This is a genomic window from Acidobacteriota bacterium (assembly GCA_039028635.1).
Taxonomy (GTDB): domain Bacteria; phylum Acidobacteriota; class Thermoanaerobaculia; order Multivoradales; family JBCCEF01; genus JBCCEF01.
Genome location: JBCCHV010000002.1, coordinates 155,177 through 168,878, shown reverse-complemented (window position 1 = coordinate 168,878; position 13,702 = coordinate 155,177). Strand labels below are relative to the sequence as shown.

Below are 13,702 nucleotides of genomic sequence, written 5' to 3'. Positions count from 1 at the left end.
TCAGAAATGGCTCGTCCGGCTTTGCAGGTCGACACCTTCTGGTAGCCGAGTGCGCAAGGGGCGGATGCCGACGGTGTAACCGTTCTTCTCGAGCTCCTTCAACAGGCTCGAACAGAAGGGGTACCTCTCAAGGGGCCAGAAGCGATCGAGCTGCTCGAGTCCCGAGAGCACGGAAGGGTCGCTGCTCAGGCCTTCGATGGTGGCAATGGTCTCGTAGATCCGCTTCAGGTCTTGATGCATTCGGTCGTCCTCGTCGGTCATCTCTTCCGACATTCGCTTGCGGGCTGAGATCATCTGTGCGCAGAGACTCTTGAGTTGTTCGGCGTCCTCTCGCATCGCTTCGTGGGCCAACTCGCCTTCCTCTTCGAGCCTTGCGAAGACTTCCTCTGAGCGCAAAATCCGTTCGACGACCTGCTGAGAAATCGTGCTGAAGAAATCGCTTTCTTCGATGATCCTCCGAATGTCGGGGATTGTGATGACGCCTTTTCTGCTGTTCCTGAAGAGGGCCTCAAGTTGAATTGCAAGATCCTTGAAGTTGCGGTGGAACTGGAGCTGTGCAAGCACGTTGTGAGTGCGAGACCCCCATTTGAGGTAGCTGGTCGATTCTCCGCGGTTGCGCTCTTCCAGGTAGTAGTCCAGATAGGGGGAAATGTCCTCGCGGCGTCGACTCAGCGGTGGAATCTCGATGGTGAAGAAATCGGGGCTTCCGGCGAGGGCGAAGAGGTCTTGGATGCGCTCATCAATTTCGATGCGAGATCCCATGAGGGCTAATCGCACCTTGCCCGGGCCGAGCGAGATGGCATTCTCCAGGTGGTGCACCAGCCGCGTGACGGCCCAGCCGCTGAGGGCCTGCGTGTTCTCCAAGAAGACGAAGAGAGGCTCGTGAGAATCCGCATCTAGTGCCTCCTCCAGGCGGTTAATCACGTCTTCCATCTCCGGCATACCCCGGCCATTGAGAATCTCGAACCGCATCGAGCGATTTGATCCCAGCTCTTTCTTGCTCAAGGACTCGAAGAGAAGCCAGGCGACCTGCTCGAACTCAACTCCTTCTTCGCCGACCAGGAGAGTGGCGGCTGCTTGATGGAAGGTCCCACGCTGGATGGCGTTGACGATGTCCGTCATGGACTTGGACTCGAAAGCCAGGGGGAGAATTCGGGTCTGGCATCGCTTGCCATTGGGGCAACGGATGACCCTCAGGCGCGCCTTTCGCCTCTTGACCTCGTTCGCGCCCTCGAGATTTGCCAGCAACCGCCGGGCGATGTCTGGCGCCTCTTCGGTAAAGCTCTTCTTCGGGACAAACCAGACATCCTTGTGATGCAGAACTTGATCGTCAACCAGCTCCCTGTCCGCGATGGACATCAGCAGAACCGGGACCTGTAGCTCCTCCAGCATATGAAGCACTTTCTTACCGTTCTCTTCCATCTCTTTGGTGGTGTCTTCGCTCCATGCGGTGGTCGGCAGACGATAGTCGACGAGGGCATAGGCGATGGACTGGATCTCGCCATGCGCAGACTGATGGCTGAGGGCTTTCTCCAGCTGCTCGACGTTGGTGATTTTCAGAAAGGTCGGAATGTCCAGGTGTGGATTCTCGAGCTTCCTGAACTGGAGGCTCAACTCGCGCATGCAGGCGATGACGAATTCGGAGTCGTCGTCGATAATGAGGACGAACTTCTCCTCTTGGGCGGTGTCAGTCATCGGTCCGCTCTCTCGGAAGGAAGTCACGGCTGATGTTCTCGAGAAACTCTTCCAGCTCTCGCCGGTCGACGCGAGTGATGCGGGCGATCCCGGTGACAACCTCTGAAAGATAGGCCGCCCAGCACTTCAGAAGGACCACCCGCCGGATTGTAATGTCCGTTGTGGTGTCGAGGAGGTGTTGCATTTCTTGGCCTCCGATGCCGAGACGATTCCAGCGCTCCTTCTCGACTTGCTGCCTGAGCTCGAACTCGAAGAGAAAGCGCTTCATCGAGTCGGAGATCGGAAACTCTGACTCATCGAGTCTGAAGGCCGACAGGAAAGCCGGATCATTATCCAGCTGATCGAGCCCGAGGGGCTTAATCAGGTGCTCCATGCGCGTTGCTTGATGTGTCCAGGCGTGCAAGGGGGCTCCGGTCAGGAGTCCCATGCCGAAGACCAGTAGCCGAAGGCTGGACTTCCCCCAGGCGGCCTCGATCCGCTCTAGGGCTTCCTCCGTGACTGTCGCCGCCGAAATCCAGTCCACGACATGGCAGTAGAGGCAGTCCTGGATAGTGCGGAAGCTCTCGACGGAGGTTTGGCCGTAGAGCACCGTCCGGGGGCTCTGTGAGGCTCCATCGAGGGGCTCGACGAGAGACCGCAGTTGCCGTCCGAGGTTGTCGCTGCCAGGAGGCGCCTCCAGCACGATGAGGAACGATTGACTCTCATTCCGCTGCTCTTTGAGGCGTGAGCGACCCTCCTCGATCGATTCAGCGGCGACGGTCCGATGGTCAGAGATGCGTTGGTATGATGATCGGAGATCGGCAAGTTGCTCTCCGACGAAGAGGGTGTACCGACTTCCAGGTTCCTCGGAGCTTCGGTTCATCCTCTGGAGAGCCTCGTCGATTGCTGTTGGATTGGGCTCGACTGCCAACGTCCTTTCCTCCTTGTCTTTGCGCGATACAGATCAGATTCCAGGATTCGTTGTTCTCAGTAATGTGAAAACTTGCTCTTCGAAGTCCTTGACCGGTTTGGTGATGAGTGGGCAATCGATGTGTCGCTGGAGACTGGGATTGAGGGTGCCGCTCAAGGCGAAGGTCTTGACCTGATGCCGTGACTTCAGCTCTTCGAGCAGTAGAAGGCCGTTTCGGGGATGCTCTTCGCGCTCTTTCGGGTCAGGGGAGTCCGGGTCGATCGGGATTCCCATGTCGACGATGGCGACGTCGATCTCTTGCTCTGAGACGATCTTACGAGCCGCCGCGGCGGAAGTGGCGACGAGTAGCTCGAACTCACCCTTATGCTTCGAGAACTCGTACTGCCAGAAATTGAGAACCACCGGCTGGTCTTCGACCATCAGTACGCGGATCACTGCGAGAACCTCCTTGCGGGAATTGTGATTTTTATGGTGGTGAATCCGTCTTCATTAGGGGCGAGAGAGATGGTGATGCTGGAGTCCCGCTCGACTCTCTCCTTCATGGCCAGGAACAACTCGCCGACGGCTCCTTGTGGGCCCAAGAGGCTGGGGCGATTGTGATTGCGGGCGAACTGATCGAGCCCGTGATCCTCGCCACCATAGCCTTCGTAGAAGGCGCCTTGCACCGAATCCGCGATCTCTACCGAGACACTCGATGAGTCCTCAGGGAGAAAGCGCGCTTTGACGTGATAGTCATCCTCCAAGGCCGGGAGGCCGAGATCTTCGCGGTCTTTCGACCTTTCGATGCGGTTGGCATGCCGCTGCAGAAAGACCTGGGCTGTCAGGTTGAAGAGCTCTCTGTCCCAGCAGTACGAACCGTTGTAGAGCTCGACCTGCGCCTGGGTGCGACCAATGGTCTCGTAAGTCCAAGGGGTTCGCGGCATCTTGTCCTGCTGCAGGTCGGCCAGTGTCTGCACGGTGTTGCGCAGATTGGCCTCCACTTCGGCGACGCCCACTGGGATTGGGTTCGTCAAGAGGACTGGTAGTTCGAGGCGAATCAGTGTTCCGCCCAACTCCGGGCTCGAAAGCACCTGTTGTCTACCGTCAGCATTGAGCTCGAGGAGGTTCCGAGCGTTGTAGAACCCGGTTCCGCTGCCACCGCCGATCTCTGTTGGAATGACCTCGCCGGTTTCGATGTACTTGAGTTTCTCGGTCGGTATTAGGACCTCGTCGAAGATCAAGACCTCGATCGAGTCGGAGTTGTCAGGGGGTTGGATAAGAATTAGAAATATCTCGCCAAGGCGAGCTTCCTGGACGGCCTTGACGGTATTCTCGGCGTAGATTGATAGGACTTCTTCAATCCCTTCCGTGATGTCGATCCATATTTCTGAATCTTTGTTCAGCAGGTTGTCCACATTCAGCTCAGGCAGGACTTCGGCTAGGGGCTCGGGGAGCGTGTTCAGATGAAGACTGATCCCCTGGCTATCCGCTTGACTGCGGTTGTTGGTGGTCATGTCATGTCCCGAGATGAGCCCGGTGTAGGTCTCGATCAAGTCCGAGAGTGAGCGCGGCTTCTTGGGCTGCCGAGCCCCTGTGACGATCGATCTGAGCATCGCGAACTTTTTCTGGACCTGCTCAATGCCGTGCGCTCCTCCTTCGATTTGGCCGATGCGGTCGAGTTCGCAGATCGCAGGCCCAATTTCGCTAGGATCCTTCTTGAGGATTGCGCGTAATTCCTTGATGACGTTGTAAGTCGGTTGCAGGCCGTTCTTCAAGCGATGGGTGACGCCGAGGAGTACTTGCTGCATGCCGCTCAGTCTGGCTGCTCGGGCGGCCTTCACCTTGAGTGAGATGGAACGGTAGGTGAGAAAGTAGGCTTTGGCGATGGCTTCGACGTCCTTTCGGTCGTGCTCGGTGAACCACCAGGGGATGGGAGACGTCATCAGAAGGACTCCGGACGAGGGCAGGTCTCGGTACAGGATCGCTGTAAGGAGCGTTGATCCCGATTGCCAGTCCTGCCAGGGGACTCCGTGGTGAGAGAGGGGTTCGAGAAACGGCTTCAGAAAGGCTGGTTGCCCCTGCTCCGTGGGCTGGTTGAAGCGATGTCCGGGAAGGAGCATTGTGCCCAGGCAGTGGTCCGTATGCCCGCGGTCTGGGTTTACGCCTTCGGCGCCGGTTTTGGAGAGGTCTCCGCTACGGCGACTTAGTTTGTCGACAGTACTCTCTAACCACTGATGGCAGTGCTGGGGCCAACCGATCGGCGGTGGCTGAAGTTGCGAGAGGTCGATGCTGTCAAGAACCATCTGGTCATTCGGACAATTGGAGTAGTAGAGCCGCGTGCCCTCGAAAGGGATGTAGACGAGGTGAAGGGCCTCTTGCTCCGAATAGGCTTGAAAGAGAGTCTTCATGAATCCGGCCATATAGGTTCCGAACTCATCGTCGCGTGCCAATTGCACGTTGGGGGAGCTGGAGCCGGCCTGGCGGGCTGCTAGTTGCGAAAGGGAGTCTTCGGAGAGGATTTCTCCTACCACTCTCCGGTACGCGGTGATGACCTTCTCGCGATAATGGGTTTGGCCGTCCTCGAAGACGACCTTGGTCGCCGCCTCCACGTCTTGACGTTCCTGGTCGCTGAACGAGCCTCGAATTGGTGAGGAGAGAAAGATGAGGCCGTGAGGAAGACCTTCGACGAGCAAAAGCGCCACTAGGAGGGATCCCTCGGAGCTCCAGGAGGTGCCGAGGCTGGTGATGCCGTCGTGTCGGTTTGGTGCTGGCCTGAGCTCGACGAGTTTGTTGAGATACGGAAATACCTGGTCCGGCTGGCAGGTCGGCCAGCAGTATGCTCGGACCAATGTACGAAGGCTGCCGTCGCTGTTGGATGCGTGCTGATCGACGAAGAAGTCCGCGACCAACTCATCGAGGGCATAGCCCTCGGGTTGATGTCGACCTTCGAGGAGGTCTCTGAGGCAGCGCAGGTAGAGTCGCTGGAGGGCGCAGTCTCCGGCACCTTCCAGCAACTCCTCATGGGGGTTCTCGAGGCTCTTTTCGTACTGCGCCAGCCGGGAATTGACGCTGGCGAGGATTGCCGGATCGTTGCTGCCAAAGACCGTGAGATCTTTGCAGTTCCAGGAGAGGCTGCGTTGGCTCTTCAGGCCGCGAAAGCTCTCGGAGCTCAGGGGAAGAAAGAAAGCGCTCTCCAGAGTGGCGAGGGCTGTGCCCATCCGCTTGAGGAATGCCTCGAGCTGACTATTAAAGTCGAACCGGTCCTTTTCCTCTCTTTCCAGCAGTAGCCTCTGATACTCGCCCACCACCAGATCTCGGGAGGCGAGCTGGGCTGGGAGGACGAATGTGCGGACGGCCAGCTTCAGATCTCTCAGCTCGATCGCAGGTGTGAAGCTCAGCTCATCGGCCGACAGCATCACGAGAAGGCCCTTGGGTAGTCCGTCGCAGAAGATTCCCACGCCCATGGCAGAGCCGGTGGTTGGGAGCTCCGCTTGCCAGCCTCCGACTCTCCTGAGTAGGCTGCGTAAGAAAGGAAATTCCAGATCGAAAAGGCAAGCTGAGAAGCAGGCCGCGAGGATCAGCGCGTCGAGAGGGCTTTGGCCTTCGTCCTTCGGCAGGAGCGCGGCGATCTCTTCGAGGGTCGGTAGGTTGGCCGAGCTCTGCCGACCGACGATCTGCGCCATGCTCCAGCGATACAGCCAGCTAAGGGTTTTGCTGCCTTCATCAGAAGGCTCAGGGAACTCGAGTAGCTGCAGCTGCTGTTGGCTCGAGGCAGTCGCGGCAAGGGTCTCCTCGATCGCCTCTCGAATTGAGAAGTGCTCAAAGATGACCTGGCGGTCCCTGGTCGACCGTCCGAGCAGGGCGTCATCGCGGTCCAGAGGTAGCCAGACGGCGAACCTCGTGGTTTCGAAGCTGGCGAAGAGCTCTCCGAGGAAGGCGCGCAGGGCGGAGGAGAATTCCCAATCGTTGAGGGAGCCGGTAGAGGTTTGTAGGGTTCGGCCGACGGTTAACTGGCTTTCTAGATCCTGATAGTTCCCAACGATCTGACTGAGTCTCTTGAGCTGGAAGGTCTGGAAGTAGGCCTTGGCAATGCCACTGACGTCGATGAGATCTTCTTCAGTGAAGACAAAGGGCTGAGACGAATTGAGAAAGAGCACTCCCGGAGGCAGGTGGTCGAAGAGGACGAGAAGGGCAATCAGGCTGCCGCTGGAGCCAAAAACCTCGAAGTCTCGGGCGGTGTTGCGTGAGGCGCGAAACTGCAAGAAGTCGGGTTCTATCTCGCCGAACATCCACTCGGCCCAGTGGGTCGAGCCGAACAGTGCCCCATGGACCACGCCGATAAGGGTCGAGCCGCCGCTGGTTTGGGATTGAGTTTCGTGACCTAAGGGAGAGTCGGTGGCTTGCCGAATGGCCTCGGCCAACTCTTCCAGTCGGGGTTGAAGGACCTCGTTTGACGAATCCTCCTGGGCCGTGGCCAGCAGTCTCAGGCGTTTGGAGTAGAGATCCCAGCAGAGTCGAGCACCGGCGTCCGGGAGGCCTTCAGGCCGAGTGTCGGTCAGGCTCTGTGGTCTCTGGATGGGGAGAACTCCGATTTCTCTTGGGACGAGGACAGATACTCGCTGCTCTCGTTCGCGGGGCGGTGGTGCCTGAAAGAGATAGGATTTCGCGCCAACCAGGGGGAAGAAATACGCGTTGTCCATTTCTGGCAAAGCGTCGGCGTCGGCGAGAGTTGTGAGAAAGAAATGGAGGAATCTCGCGGTGCTGTCCTCGGACCAATCAGTGTTTGGCGCCGCTTGGCCGCGAACCTTCTGCAGGCCGGCGGTGAAGTCTTCGAGCAACAGGCGGTCGTTCACCAGGCTGCGATAAGACTCGTTGATCGACTGCAGTCGAAGGACTCGGTAGCTTTCGAAGAAGAGTCGGGTAGCGGCCTCAATACGCTGCACCTCTTGCTCCGAGAGTGGCTCGGACGAGGGCTCACGCACCAGCAAAATCATGCAGTCGGGGCTGTCCTCGACTCGTTGTTCGATGGTGACGAGCTCTCCTGGGCCGGCTTCGGATTCGCTGCGGAGTCGACGGTCCGGCTCGTCGGCGAACTGTCGAAGTGAGTTACGTAGCGCCTCGAAGATGTGGAAGTCCTCGCGTCCTCGCTCGAGGATGCGGCAACGAACCGGAGGCGGTGCCGAGCCTTCCTTGTTCGTGGCTTGCTTTTCATCGCTGCGAGAAAGATGCTGGTTGCCGATGGCTGGCCAAGGGTGGTCGGGCAGGAGTTGCGAGGTTTCGAATGAGAAGAGGTGGGCGGATGCCCCGGGGGTGGTTCGGAGATAGGAGAATCCCAACTGGTTCCGCGCCCCTAGGGGCAGAAAGTGGATCTCCGCGACCTCGCCAAGACAGAGCTCTAGCCCCAAGAGGCGTTTCTTCTCTTCGAGTGCCTCCAGCGAGTCGGAGCTGAGGCGAAAGAGCTGGGCATAGAGGCGGCAGATGGCGGCCAGCTCACTGCGGACGGCTGATGCGTCTTGGCGCGAGCCATCCCGAATTGACGCCATGGCTTGTGCCAGCCACTGGGGAGTCATCGCGTAGACCCAGGCGAGGTTGTCCGTAGCAGCTGTTCGCGGAGACGTGGGTGAGTCGGCGTCCTGGAGTGACGGATGCAGTGACAAAATCTCCCCTTTCTCTCGCTAGTACCGTTCGGGGGCTGGGCGCGGTTGATTGGACATGGACTCGACAAAGATGCCGACGAACAGAGCAAGGCTGAACCAGAGCAATAGAAGTTTGGGAAACAGCATGAACTCCATCTCGAGATTTCCCAGGGTCATGACCCGGAGGCGATGCAGAATATTCGCTTCCTCCATGCACTCGACGGAGTCGAGCGGACCATCGCAGTTGATGTTCGAGTATTCGGATGGAGCAGGCGGAGTGCTCTGAGTGCTGAGATCGTTGGATTGAATCACGTACTCGGATCCCAAGGTGCTGGTGACGATGAGGCCGAGGCCGTAGGATTGGGCGAGGGCGATTAGCGATAAGGCCATTGCTTTGCGGAGCATCTCTCCCCGTCGGCGGACCTGACTGGCAACCTCGACGATGAAATACATGCAGGCCAGGAGGATCAGAATCGCCGTGATGGATAGGATTTTCGGCCAGCTCATGGTCAAGGGCATGCGCGACATCTCTTCAGTCAGGCAGAGGGGGACGTAGCCGACCAAAATGCCGCCGAAGATATTGGGTAGCGCTTGCTCGAATAGGCTGTGGATGCGACGGAATCTTCGAAATGTCATTACCGTGACGACAGATAATCCGCCGTAGACCACCAGGTACTGCATGAGAAAAAGCGCCTCGGCGATGTCGAGGGCCAGGCCCGCTCCAGATGTGGTCGAAGTGCGTTCGAGGAGTCGCGCTGTCCCCAGAGTTCCCCACGATAGGAAGGCAAGGATCAAGAATCCCAAGTAGGGCCATGGGAGGTGTCTCAGAATGAAGCCGATGGCCGGTGCGTTGATCGCCGCGGAGCGGAGGGAAGCCTGCTGACGCGAGACTTCGGCGGCGGCTCGGCTGAGGATCATGAACTCCCGGAGCTCGAACTTCTTGAGGAAGAAGCTCTCGGCGTCCCGAAATAGTCGCCACTGCTCTCCGAGGATTCGGCGCAACTTGCTGCGCTCTTTCGAGTCTTTCTGGCGAAAGGCGGCGGCGGCCCGGAGGAAGGCTGGGCGGGTCTTGAAGCAACGAGTTCGTGCCCAGTCGGAGCGGGAGGGCTCGACCGATGGCCTGAGCCGAGGGCGCCAGGACTTGGGCTCCTCACAGCGGAAGAGGAGGTCACCAACCTCTCGATAGGGCGTCTTGAGGTGGAGGAGCTCTTCGGTAGAGGGTCGCATCTCCAGGTTGTAGTAGACCCACTGGGCGATGCTCTGGTGATAGTCGAGGACAGATTGTCGCTCGGAACTGCCCTGCCAGTATTTTGTCGGCCGACATTCGAGAATGGAGGCGGCCAAGTGGGCTCGAAGCTTGAGGAGGTTGCCACGGATCTCTTCGGCAGGCTGGTCGGACTTTCGCGACGGCCACGGCCTGAGGCCGCCGAGCTCGAGAGAAGAGTGCCGCAGAGCTCGACAGATCTGGTCCGCGAAGACCCACCACCGATGGAGCAGGTTCGCGGCTCGTGGCAAGTCGTCGAGCGGGAGCGTGGCGGGTCCGATTTGAAACTGGCGCTGGGGGAGCGATGGCAGCAGGCCATCGACCAGATCCGGGGTCATTGATCCGAGATGTTCGAGGAACTGCAAGAGGCCCAGGAAGAGTTGGCGACCGATCAGATCCCCCTGGAGGTTGGGTTCGATGTCACCGCCGTGTTCCTCGATGGCCTGCTGGCATTGGTCTGTAAACCACTGCGAGGTCATCTCGAAGCCAGAGTCCGCCAGGCAGATGGTCAGGGTCGCCGGATTGCTGATCTCTCGGATCATCGAGTTGGGATTCGACTCATCGAAGCGGAAAACGATGTCGGCCGGGAGCCTTGAGCGTGTTGGGTCGAGTTCCAGGCGCCGCAGAGGGACGGAATATTCGTACAGGAATCTTCCGTTGCCGGGAGCTCTCCAAGTGGCGTGGCCGTAGCGATTCAAAAAAACGATGATCTTCATGTTGGCTTTATGCGCCCGCGAAGAAATCTCGATGCTGGTCGTTCGGGGTGACCGGCTTCGGCTTGGAATTTTTCTTGTCATCGGTATGGCCAGGGATCTCGATGGAGCAGGTAGAGGGCGCGCTCAGAGAGTGAGCGATCTGATCTTCGGGTCTTGCCGGCTTCGGTTGTGTGCATTGCGGGATACCGCTGCACAGGTCCCGCGAGCCGAGATTTCATCGGTACTGAAGAGGTAGACACCGGCAGTACAGATTTTGGGGAACCGAGCTTGAGAAGTTTCTTGAGGGTCAGCTTCTAGGGCTCACTGATTCCGGTCGCCGGAGTTCGCTCTCGTGGACTGGGATCTCGTGGGCGCGTGCCGCGTATTGGCAGATCGCGGCACGTCGGCGTGCCGATGGATCCGGTCTGAATGTGATCTTCGAATCAACCGCGACCGCCGACCTGAATTCCGACTTGGTACTTTCGAGTTCCTTGACTCGGTGCGCCGCGGCCGCGGCTGAGAAGTGTGGAGGTTTGTGTGGTCGGAGGGCTTTTCATCCGGCCGGTTGTGGGCCGCCGGTCGGCTGACGTTCCCGTCAGTCGTCGACGTGCTTGGAGCGCCAGGCGTCAATCTGCGAGCCGAGTTTCTTGCGGGTGGGCTGCCTTGCCTCGGTAGCTTGGCGGGCTAGCTTGAGGGCGCGCTGGGGCTTGCCGCTTCAACCGCCTGGGCGAGGAGGGAGCGGGCCTTGGCGGTGAGGGTTTTGAGCTGCCCATTGGGGGTGCTGAGATCGAGGGCTTGCTCGAGGAGGGGGCGTGCCCGGTCGGGCTGGCCGAGGACGAGGTGGCACTCGGCGAGGGCGAGGCGGAGGCGGATGCTTTCGTAGAGCGGTGGCCGCATGTGGGCGTGCTGATGCGCCAGGGACCAGGCTTGCTCGAGGGCGGTGAGGGCTGCCTCGTAGTTGCCGCGGAGCAGGTCGGTTTGCCCCTGGAGTAGGGGGATGGCAAGGCGAATCGGGCTGCTGTCCGGGAAGTCCTTGGTCAGGGCGTCGGCCCGGTCGAGGTGTTTCTGGGCCCGCTCTGGGCGAAGCTGGCCGAGGCTGGCGGCGGCGAGGTCGAGGTCGATCTGGATCGCCATCGGGTGGGACTCTCCGAAGCCGTGGGCGAGGGGGCGAGCGCGTTCGAGCTTAGCCACTGCTTCGTCGTACCGTTCGAGGATGTTGAGCAGCTCTCCTTCGAGGATCAGGGGATAGGCGAGGCTGGGGTGGTCCGGGCCGTGGGCCTTGGCCAGGATCGAGATGGCTCTGGTGGTGTGAGGAAGCACCTCGCGGTATCTCCCGGAGCGGGCTTTCCAGGCGCCGAGGTTGACGAGGGTGTTGGCGAGGAGCGGGATTTCGCTGCCGTAGGCTTGCTCTTTGATGGCGAGAGCGCGCTCGAGATAGCGAATCGCCTCGTCGTCTTGCTCCGCCGCCAGGGCGAGATTGTTGAGGGTTTGGGCCAGCAGTGGGCTGTCCGCTCCGTAGGCCTCTCCGCCGTGGTCGAGGGCCCGGCGCCAGTGGCCGCGCGCCTGGGCCATCTCTCCGCGGGTCCAGGCGAGCAGGCCGAGGCTGGAGTGCACGCTGAAGCGCTCGCTTTGGTGCCCCGGCGTCAGTCCGGCCAGGGATTCGTCGGCGAATCGGCCCCACCACTCGCCCCGCTCGGGGTTTCCTTGGTTGTATCCGGTGTACTCGGCGAGATGGCCGTAGAGGACCGCAGCGGTGGCTCGGTCGCCCCCTCCGATGGCGTCGGTGAGCGCCAGCTCGAGGGTTTCGACCGCGGCGTCGACGTCCCCCTTCTGCTGTGCCAGGGAAATGGCGAGTGCCTTGCGCGTTTGGGCCTGGAGCGGTCGGTAGCCGATGTCGCCGGCAATCTCGGCGAGGCTCTCGAGCTCCTCCAGGTCGACCGGACGACCAATGGATTGACGCAGTTCCTGTTGCGCCAGGCGCGGCTGGAACTGCTCGATTTCGTGCAGTAGCTCCGCGTCCTCGGGAAGTGGAGTGAGCAGGGCGAGCTCGGGATTGGCATCGCATGCGCCGACGTGCGGTAGAGACTCACCGCCTTTGACCGCCGCCGGGACCAGGTCGGCGCCGCCGGCCTGGAGCAGGTCGACCAGGGCGCCGACCTCCTCGCGACGCTGCTCGAGGCAGAGCATCCGAAGGTCGAGCATGCGCTCCGACTGCTCGCCGCGAGCCCGGGTGGCGAGGCAGGTGTCGCGGTAAGAGGCGACCCACTCCGATCGGTAGTCGTCGAGGATCCTCACGACGCCGTCGAAAGCCTCGCTGGCGAAGGAGGATGTGCTGGCCTCGAAGGTCTTGCCGAGAGCGCTCCGGCGCTCGCCGTTCCAGACTTCGGCGAATCTCTGCTCGCCACCTTCGCAGGCCGCGGCCGGATGGGGCCCACTGGTCAGCCATGGGGTCACCGCCAGGCCGATCAAGACGACGATGCCGGCTGCGGTCAGGGCTTTTCGCCGCCGTCCCGCCAGCCGCGACAGATCGTGCAAGAGCGCGTCCATTGAAGGGTAGCGGTCCCTGGGATCGGTCTGCAGGCCACGACGCAGGATCTTTCTCAGGGCGGCTGGAACCGCGGCTGCTGCAGGAGCACCGAGTCCGCGGGCAGGCTTCGAGGCTCGTCCTGTGGAGCCGTCGGAGAGATGCGCGCTGGGATACTCGCCGTAGAGCGCCACGTGGAAGGCGACACAGAAGCCGTACTGGTCGGAGAGCTCGGATGCGGTCTCGCCGGCGGCGACCTCGGGGGCCATGTATCCCGGAGTTCCCATCGGCTCGGTGCTGCCCCTCGGGTCCACCGCGGCGGCCGCGGTGTCGACGCCGGTGCCCGCTTCCTCCGTCCACTTGACCAGGCCGAAGTCGGCGATTCGAGCCGCTCCGTCCTCGCCTACGAGGATGTTTTCCGGCTTGAGATCGCGGTGGATCAGGCCGCGCCCGTGGGCGACGGCGAGACCGCGGCCGGCACCCTGGAAGAGGGACACCACCCGGCGCCAGCCGGGAGTCTCGGCCGCCAGCCAGCGGCGCAGGTTGAGGCCCGAGACGAACTCCATGGCGAAGAAGACGCTGTCGCCGTGGAGTCCGACGTCATAGACCTGGACGACGTTGGGATGGGTCATCCGGGCCAGGGCGCGGGCTTCGCTCAGCAAGCGCTCCTGGTCTCGATGGCTACCGCGGTCGCGTCGCACCAGCTTGAGTGCCACCTTGCGGTCGAGATCGGGGTCGTAGGCGGCATAGACCGAGCCCATGCCGCCACTGCCGAGGTGCGAGAGGACGGCGTAGCGATCCACCATGGCGGCGCGAATCACCTCGCGTCCATCGGAGTGCGGTGTGGTTCGCTCCGAGTCCGGCGGCGGCACGGTCTCGGTGTGGTCGAAGCTCGGAGTCTCACTCATCGCCGTCGGCCTTTCTGAGGTCAGCCCCCATGTCTGATCGAATTCGTTCTCTGCAGACTGTCGTGCCGAAATTGTGCACGAAATCGTTCTG

The 13,702-nt window shown here is 60.8% G+C and carries 6 protein-coding genes; all 6 read right to left on the bottom strand.

The genetic code is table 11. The features are described 5' to 3' along the window. The 6 genes from AAF604_01825 to AAF604_01800 all read right to left on the bottom strand — a co-directional run bounded on the left by AAF604_01825 (nt 1) and on the right by AAF604_01800 (nt 13,611). On the bottom strand, nt 1–1,695 hold the full coding sequence (locus tag AAF604_01825; protein MEM7048361.1) for a hypothetical protein: 1,695 nt from the start codon (nt 1,693–1,695) through the stop codon (nt 1–3). Continuing rightward, nucleotides 1,688–2,605: a hypothetical protein gene (locus tag AAF604_01820; protein ID MEM7048360.1), complete on the bottom strand. Its 918-nt coding sequence runs from the start codon at nt 2,603–2,605 to the stop codon at nt 1,688–1,690. The genes AAF604_01825 and AAF604_01820 overlap by 8 nt, the downstream gene beginning before the upstream one ends. Nucleotides 2,606–2,638: 33 nt before the next feature. Then, nucleotides 2,639–3,040, bottom strand: coding sequence for a hypothetical protein (locus AAF604_01815; GenBank protein MEM7048359.1), 402 nt, complete (start codon nt 3,038–3,040; stop codon nt 2,639–2,641). Further along, a complete protein-coding gene (locus AAF604_01810) occupies nt 3,037–8,154 on the bottom strand; it encodes a hypothetical protein (protein MEM7048358.1) in 5,118 nt (1,705 codons plus the stop codon). The genes AAF604_01815 and AAF604_01810 overlap by 4 nt, the downstream gene beginning before the upstream one ends. 105 nt (nt 8,155–8,259) lie before the next feature. Beyond that, complete coding sequence (locus AAF604_01805) at nt 8,260–10,026, bottom strand: hypothetical protein (protein ID MEM7048357.1); 1,767 nt, start codon at nt 10,024–10,026, stop codon at nt 8,260–8,262. Between the two features lie 837 nt (nt 10,027–10,863). Next, the gene (locus AAF604_01800; GenBank protein MEM7048356.1) at nt 10,864–13,611 is read right to left on the bottom strand and encodes a tetratricopeptide repeat protein; all 2,748 of its coding nucleotides are present in this window, start codon (nt 13,609–13,611) and stop codon (nt 10,864–10,866) included. Nucleotides 13,612–13,702 lie beyond the last annotated feature (91 nt).

Bases quoted from the DNA above. Each gene is read 5' to 3' on its own strand.
- AAF604_01825 (MEM7048361.1), bottom strand. From the start codon at position 1,695: ATGACTGACACCGCCCAAGAGGAGAAGTTCGTCCTCATTATCGACGAC.
- AAF604_01810 (MEM7048358.1), bottom strand. From the start codon at position 8,154: ATGACTCCCCAGTGGCTGGCACAAGCCATGGCGTCAATTCGGGATGGC.
- AAF604_01805 (MEM7048357.1), bottom strand. From the start codon at position 10,026: ATGATCCGAGAGATCAGCAATCCGGCGACCCTGACCATCTGCCTGGCG.
- AAF604_01800 (MEM7048356.1), bottom strand. From the start codon at position 13,611: ATGAGTGAGACTCCGAGCTTCGACCACACCGAGACCGTGCCGCCGCCG.